Here is a 6,147-nt window from a genome sequence, read left to right as displayed (position 1 = left end):
GGTTGGGGGCTGGCGTTCCGGGGGCTGCTGTCGCCGTTCACGTATGTGAAGGACCGGCCGGGCGCGGCGGCGCTGTTCCTCTGGCAGTTCTTCTTCACCTTCGCGCTGGCGCTGTTCCCCACGTACCTGCCGCTGTACGCGGTGGAGCTGGGCGCGCCCCGGGAGGCGGTGGGCCCGCTGGTGGCGGCGTCGTGGCTGACGTACGCGTTCGTGCAGCCCTTCGGTGGGCGGCTGTCGGACCGGATGTCCCGGCGCGTGGGGCTGATTGCTCCGGGCCTCGCGGGCATGGCGGTGATGGCCGCGGTGCTGGGGGCCTCCGGATGGCTGCCGGCCGGCGCCGCGTTGGTGACGCTGGTGGTGGCCTGGGTGCTGCTGGCGATACCGGATGGCCTGCACCGCTCCTCCGCGTCCGCGCTGGTGGTGGAGCAGTCCCCGGGCCCTTCCGAGCGCGGCCGGTTCATGGGCGCGCTGGGCTCCTGCGCCGCGCTGGCCTCCGTGCTCGCGCCCGTCTCCTATGGCTTCGTCGCGCAGCGGGCCGGCATCGGCTGCGCGTTCCTCCTTTCGTCGGTGTCCCTCGTGCTGGCGCTCGGCTGTGTGTCGCGCGTGCGCGAGGCGTCCTCCCACGCCGCTTCTGAACCGGCCCCCGTGGCCGCCCTCACCCCCACCTCGGAGCCAGGATGAGCCCCCTTCGCCACGTGTGTCGCTGGGGCACCGCGCTGTTGGCCGCGCTGGTGCCCACGCTGGGACACGCTGATTCAACGTACAAGGTCACCGCGACGCGGACGCAGGACGTCATCACCATCGACGGCACGGGGGACGAGCCCGCGTGGCAGGCGGCCCCGGAGATCGACGGCTGGTACCTCACGCGCATCAACTACGGCAAGCCCGCGCCGGACGACACCAAGGTCCGCATCCTCTACGACCAGGACAACCTGTACTTCCTCTTCCACTGCATCGACTCCAAGCCGGAGCGCATCACCGGCTACACGGTGCAGAACGAGGGGTTCCTCCACCAGGAGGACAACATCACCATCATCCTGGACACGTTCCTGGACCACCGGAACGCGTACTACTTCTGGACCAACCCGCTGGGCGTGCGCACCGACGGGCGCATCGTGGATGACGGCGAGGCGTTCTCCACCAACTGGCGCGGCGAGTGGGAGACGAAGTCCACCGTCGTGAAGGACGGGTGGATTTCGGAGGTGCGCATCCCGTTCGCCAACTTCCAGTTCGAGGCGAAGGATGAAATCTCCTTCGGCATGCTCCTGGACCGCGAACAGGCTCGCAACCAGGAGTGGAGCAACTGGACGCCGGACGGCGTCAACAGCGCGAAGGTGAGCCGCTACCCGCACCTGGAGGGGCTCAAGGGCATCAAGCCGCGCTCCATCTTCAGCATCACCCCGTACGTGGCCACCACGGTGGCGCTCAAGACCACGGATGACCGCGGCCTCTTCCGTCCCAACGTGGGCGCGGACGCGCGCATCGACCCGACGCCCTGGCTGTCCCTGAAGCTCACCGCCAACCCGGACTTCAGTGACGCGGAGGCGGACCAGAGCTTCCTCCTCCTGGACACGGACCAGCCGCTCTTGCCGGAGCGCCGCGCGTTCTTCACGGAGAGCGAGCACCTCTTCATCGCGCCCATCAACATCTTCACCTCGCGCCGCATCGCGCTGCGGCCGCATGACCGGGTGTGGGGCGGTCTGCAGCTCACCGGCAAGGTGAAAGGCCTCAGCTTCTCCATGCTGGACGTGCAGCACCGCGACCTCACCGGCCGGGACGCCAGCGGGCGCGAGGTCTTCGAGAACGTCAACTCCGGCGTGCTGCGGTTGCAGCAGGACATCGGCAAGCGGTCGATGATTGCCCTGGTGGCGCTCAACCGCAGCGGGCGGGGCGGGCTGTTCGGGGACTCGGACTTCCAGACGGTGGGCCTGGACGGCAACTTCCACCTCTTCGAGGAGTTCTTCATCCAGGCGCAGGCGCTGAAGAGCTGGAGCCCGCTGGGCAACGAGGACTCGGACGCGTACCACGTGGGCCTGCACCGCTTCGACACGCTGTCGGAGTTCTGGTTGCAGTTCGAGGACATCGGGAAGAACTACGCGAACCCGCTGGGCTGGACGCCGGTGGTGGACAAGCAGGGCTACAACTCGCGCGTGTTCCTGACCCCGTTCCCCGGGTGGCGCTTCCTGCCCCGGGTGGACATGACGTGGGACTCGCTGTGGCGCCGCAACCACGAGGGCGAGCGCACGCGCTGGCGCAACCGGCTCAACGTGCAGCCCTACCTGCACCACGACTTCGCGCTCTACCTGGAGGGCATCTACGACGACAACCTGGGCTTCCGGGACCGGCTGGGCACGTTCGGCTTCACCCTGTTCCCGCACGACTGGCAGAGCTACACGCTGACGGCCGTCACCGGCCGCTTCCTGGGCGGGGAGATCCGCGGCTTCAACGGCGCGGTGAACATGAAGGTGGGGCCGCACATCGTCGCGCGCTTCAGCGGCTTCTACACGCGCAACTTCAACGTGCCCACGAACAGCGACCTCTTTGGCACGTCCGGGGACGGCTACAGCTTCTCCGGCTACGCGCAGCTGCGCTACCACTTCAGCCCGGACCTCTACGCGCGCCTGACGTTGCAGAAGGGCGGCGTGTACGAGCTGGCGGACTACAACTCCGTGAAGGGCACGTTCCTGGACGCGATGGTGGGGTGGCACTACCGCCAGTGGAGCGACATCTTCCTCGTCTACACGGATCAGCCCTTCGGCGGCTCCCAGGAGCGGCGGATCCTCTCGAAGATCTCCTTCAACTACTGACCTGACCGAGGGCCTTCGCATGACCACCGCCGACCCGCAGAGCCTCAAGCGCCGCTACGACGAGGTGTCCCCGAAGTACGACCAGGGCGCGCCCAACGCCATGGCCATCAAGCTGTTCTGGCTGACCTACGAGCACCTCACCTGGAAGCCGGTGGAGGCGCTGCTGCCCAAGGACGGCACGGCCTGGCGCGTGCTGGACGCGGGCGGCGGCGGCGGCAAGTTCGGCACGCGCTTCGCGGAAGCGGGGCACCACGTCACCGTGCTGGACATCTCTCCGGGCATGCTGGACGGAGCCAGGGCCCAGTTCGCCGCGAAGGGGCTCCTGGACCACGTGACCTTCGTGGAGGGAAACGTCGCGGCGCTGGAGCTGCCGGACGCGGCCTTCGACCTGGTCTTCTGCGAAGGCGACCCGGTGTCGTACTGCCTGGACGCGTACCCGCGCGCGGTGAAGGAGCTGGTGCGCGTGGCGAAGCCGGGCGCGCCGGTGGTGCTGGGCGTGGACAACCGCTACGAGGCGTTCTCCGGCTACCTGAAGCTGGGCAAGCCGCAGGAGGCCTTCCGCACGCTCCACGACGGCCGCACGACGTGCCCGTATGGCCTGCCGGTGCACGCCTTCACGGTGCGCGAGCTGGAGCGCGCGGTGGCGGACGCGGGCGCGGAGCTGCTGGAGATCTTCGGCAAGCCGGTGATGTTCTTCGACATGCTCCACGCGATGACCGCCGCGCACGGCGGCACCGCGGAGAAGCCGTGGGACGCGTGGGCCGCGCGCGAGGAGATATTGGCGTTGCAGGAGAAGCTGGCGCACGAGGGCTTCGCCGTCCTGGGGCAGCACTTCCAGGTGATGGCGCGGCGCAAGGTGTAGAGCCATGGGCCTTCCCTTCCTGGGCGTGGGGCTCAGCTACCGCTGGGACCTCAATCCGCACCTGGCGCGTGGCAACCCCGGCGTGGACTGGCTGGAGGTGACGCCCGAGCACTTCCTGCCGCTCACGCAGGACTCGGAGCGGCGGCTGGAGCTGCTCGCGAAGCGCTATCCCCTGGTGGGCCACAGCCTGGAGCTGTCGGTGGGCTCGGACGGCGTGGACGCGCCCGGCTACCGGGAGGGACTGAGGCGCATCCGCCAGGTCACGAAGAGCGTCTGGCACGGAGACCACCTGTGCTTCACGCGCGTGGGGAACCTGCCCCTGCGCGCGCTGACGCCGGTGCCGCTGACGGAGGAGGCGGTGGCCACGTGCGTGCGCAACGTGAAGGCGGCGCGCGCGGACCTGGACGCGCCCTTCGTGGTGGAGAACATCGCGTATCTCTTCCACACGCCGCTCAACACGTTGGATGAGGCGGAGTTCCTGCGCCGCGTGGTGGAGGGCGCGGACTGCGGACTGCTGCTGGACCTGCACAACCTGTACTGCAACGCGGTCAACCACGGGTTCGACCCGTATGCCTTTCTGGACCGGCTGCCCCTGGAGCGCGTGGTGCAGGTGCACCTGGCGGGCGGCGTCACGATGGAGGGGTTGAGGTTGGACAGCCACTCCGCGCCGTCGCCGGAGGAGGTGTGGCGCCTGTTGGAATACGTGGCGCCACGCAGCCCGGTGCGCGGGGTGAACTTCGAGATGGACAGCGGCTTTCCTCCCTTCGCGCGGCTGGTGGAGGAGCTGGCTCGCGCGCGCGCCATCCTCCAGCGCTGCGGCGCGAGCGCGGCTTGAGGCCCCGGCGATGAGCTACGCATGCACGTTGGAAGTCCTGGCGCGGCTGCACGTGGATCCCCGCTTTCGTGAGGCGTGGCGCCTCGATGCCTCCAAGGCCCTGAGTCCCCTGGGCCTGACGCCGCAGGAGGCGGAGGCGCTCCAGCGGGTGGCTCCGGAGGTGGTGGAGCGCGCCGGCCGGATGATGGACTTCCACCGCACCGAGCGCGTGCGCGAACAGCTCCCCTGGGTGGACGAAGCGAAGCGGCCGGAGCTGGGCCCGCTGCGAGCGCGCTTCCTCCAGGACGTGCCGCCGGAAGTGCTCAACCGCGAGGAGGCCATCGCGTACTGCCATTTCCTGGAGGCGGGCGAGCACGCCCCGCACGCGAAGCTCCTCCAGCGGCTGCCCGCGTACGTGCCGCAGCTGGCGCGGTGCGAACGGCTGCGCCTGTCGCTCGCGTGGGGCCTTGTCCCCATGCCGGCGACGGGCCCGCGCGTGGAGTCCTTCGACTACCCGGTGCTCACGCTGCTCGCCGCGCTGGACGCGCCGGGCTGGCCCCCGGTGGCGCCAAAGCCCACGCGCGTGGAGTACCTCAAGGTGCCCAACCTGCCCGCCGTGATGTCGCGCGAGCTGCCGTCACCTTGAGGTGCCCCGTGCGCCTCAGTGCTTGCGGTGGTGCGCCTTCTCATAGGTGCCCATGAGCTGGGTCTCCCCCACGATGTGGCCCTCCATCGCCTTGAGCAGCTGCGTGCGCGTGGGCTGGTTCAGGTCTGGCAGCACCGTGTCCAGGGCGTACAGCCGGAAGTAGTACCGGTGGTTGCCCACGGGCGGCATGGGGCCGCCGTAATCCTGGCGGTTGAAGTCGTTGCGTCCCAGCTTCACCCCCGCCGGCAGCACGTCCAGGGTGGCCCCGTCCGGGAGGCTCTGGGCATTGACGGGGAGGTTGTAGACGACCCAGTGGCAGAAGGTGCGCTGGGGGTTGGCCGGGTCCGGCGCGTCCGGGTCCTCCACGAGGAGTGCCAGGCTCTTGGCCCCGGCGGGGAGGTTCTCCCAGTGCAGGGGCGGCGCCTTGTCGTCACCCTCGCCGGTGTAGGCAATGGGGATGGGCATCCCGTCCTTGAAGGTGGGCGAGGTGAGCTCGAGCGGCTTCGGCATGCGTGACTCCTTGGGCATGGGTGGCCAACGTGTGACCCCCGCCAAGCTGGCGATGCCGCCCACCCGATGATGAGAGGCGACGGGCGCTCCGCCTGGACGCCCGTCACCCCCATGGGGTCCCCCGCCGCTGATCCACCGGGCGCCCCCCGGGCCGCCTGCCGCGAGGGGGGCCTCTCCAGAGGAAGAACCCCCCGGGCCCCGCCACCGTGATAGCTGCGCTTGCGGGTGCCGCAACCGTTGCTGGCACCCAGGGGGGCCGCGTCCCCGTACCGGTTGCACGCGCCGCGCATTCGGTGTTAAGCGGCGCCCGCGCGTGTATGGGCGGGGTCGGGGTTGGTGAAGGAAACCCAAGACTTTCCCGGGGTTTGGTGAGGCGTCCGCATGGCAGACCAGGAGCCTCGGAAGCAGGCGGACGCGCCAGACAGTGAGCTGGGCGAAACGGCCCGGCAGATGCGGGCGGCGGAGCCGTACATCTCCGCGGTCTGGAAGCTGGTGGGCGGGGCGGTGG

At 69.7% G+C, this 6,147-nt stretch carries 6 protein-coding genes and 1 pseudogene; 6 read left to right on the top strand and 1 reads right to left on the bottom strand.

Annotated features, from left to right (window positions below; genetic code table 11):
- From D7W81_RS39170 to D7W81_RS39150, 5 genes are all read left to right on the top strand, one after another.
- On the top strand, positions 1-681 hold a 681-nt coding region (locus tag D7W81_RS39170; RefSeq protein ID WP_147445792.1), incomplete at its 5' end, for an MFS transporter.
- On the top strand, positions 678-2,807 hold the full coding sequence (locus D7W81_RS39165; RefSeq protein WP_120560444.1) for a carbohydrate binding family 9 domain-containing protein: 2,130 nt from the start codon (positions 678-680) through the stop codon (positions 2,805-2,807). The genes D7W81_RS39170 and D7W81_RS39165, both read left to right, overlap by 4 nt.
- Positions 2,808-2,826: 19 nt before the next feature.
- On the top strand, positions 2,827-3,669 hold the full coding sequence (locus D7W81_RS39160) for a methyltransferase domain-containing protein (protein WP_120560443.1): 843 nt from the start codon (positions 2,827-2,829) through the stop codon (positions 3,667-3,669).
- Positions 3,670-3,673: 4 nt separating this feature from the next.
- Positions 3,674-4,504 carry an MbnB/TglH/ChrH family RiPP precursor modification enzyme gene (locus D7W81_RS39155; protein WP_120560442.1) on the top strand — a complete coding sequence of 277 codons (831 nt, stop codon included), beginning with the start codon at positions 3,674-3,676 and terminating at the stop codon, positions 4,502-4,504.
- Positions 4,505-4,514: 10 nt separating this feature from the next.
- Positions 4,515-5,129 carry a hypothetical protein gene (locus D7W81_RS39150; protein ID WP_120560441.1) on the top strand — a complete coding sequence of 205 codons (615 nt, stop codon included), beginning with the start codon at positions 4,515-4,517 and terminating at the stop codon, positions 5,127-5,129.
- Positions 5,130-5,144: 15 nt separating this feature from the next.
- Here the strand turns inward: D7W81_RS39150 and D7W81_RS39145 are convergent, their stop codons facing one another.
- Positions 5,145-5,639 carry a YbhB/YbcL family Raf kinase inhibitor-like protein gene (locus D7W81_RS39145; RefSeq protein WP_120560440.1) on the bottom strand — a complete coding sequence of 165 codons (495 nt, stop codon included), beginning with the start codon at positions 5,637-5,639 and terminating at the stop codon, positions 5,145-5,147.
- 381 nt (positions 5,640-6,020) lie between these two features.
- On the opposite strand from D7W81_RS39145, the pseudogene D7W81_RS43910 reads away from it, so the two are divergent.
- Positions 6,021-6,147, top strand: a pseudogene (locus D7W81_RS43910) (AtpZ/AtpI family protein); the annotation flags it as partial.

The organism is Corallococcus aberystwythensis, assembly GCF_003612165.1.
Taxonomy (GTDB): domain Bacteria; phylum Myxococcota; class Myxococcia; order Myxococcales; family Myxococcaceae; genus Corallococcus; species Corallococcus aberystwythensis.
Note: the sequence above shows the minus strand (reverse complement) of the source record. Positions and strands in the feature narration are given on the sequence as shown.

Coding starts and splice junctions, on each gene's coding strand:
- D7W81_RS39165 (WP_120560444.1), top strand. CDS start 678: ATGAGCCCCCTTCGCCACGTGTGTCGCTGGGGCACCGCGCTGTTGGCC.
- D7W81_RS39160 (WP_120560443.1), top strand. CDS start 2,827: ATGACCACCGCCGACCCGCAGAGCCTCAAGCGCCGCTACGACGAGGTG.
- D7W81_RS39155 (WP_120560442.1), top strand. CDS start 3,674: ATGGGCCTTCCCTTCCTGGGCGTGGGGCTCAGCTACCGCTGGGACCTC.
- D7W81_RS39150 (WP_120560441.1), top strand. CDS start 4,515: ATGAGCTACGCATGCACGTTGGAAGTCCTGGCGCGGCTGCACGTGGAT.
- D7W81_RS39145 (WP_120560440.1), bottom strand. CDS start 5,639: ATGCCGAAGCCGCTCGAGCTCACCTCGCCCACCTTCAAGGACGGGATG.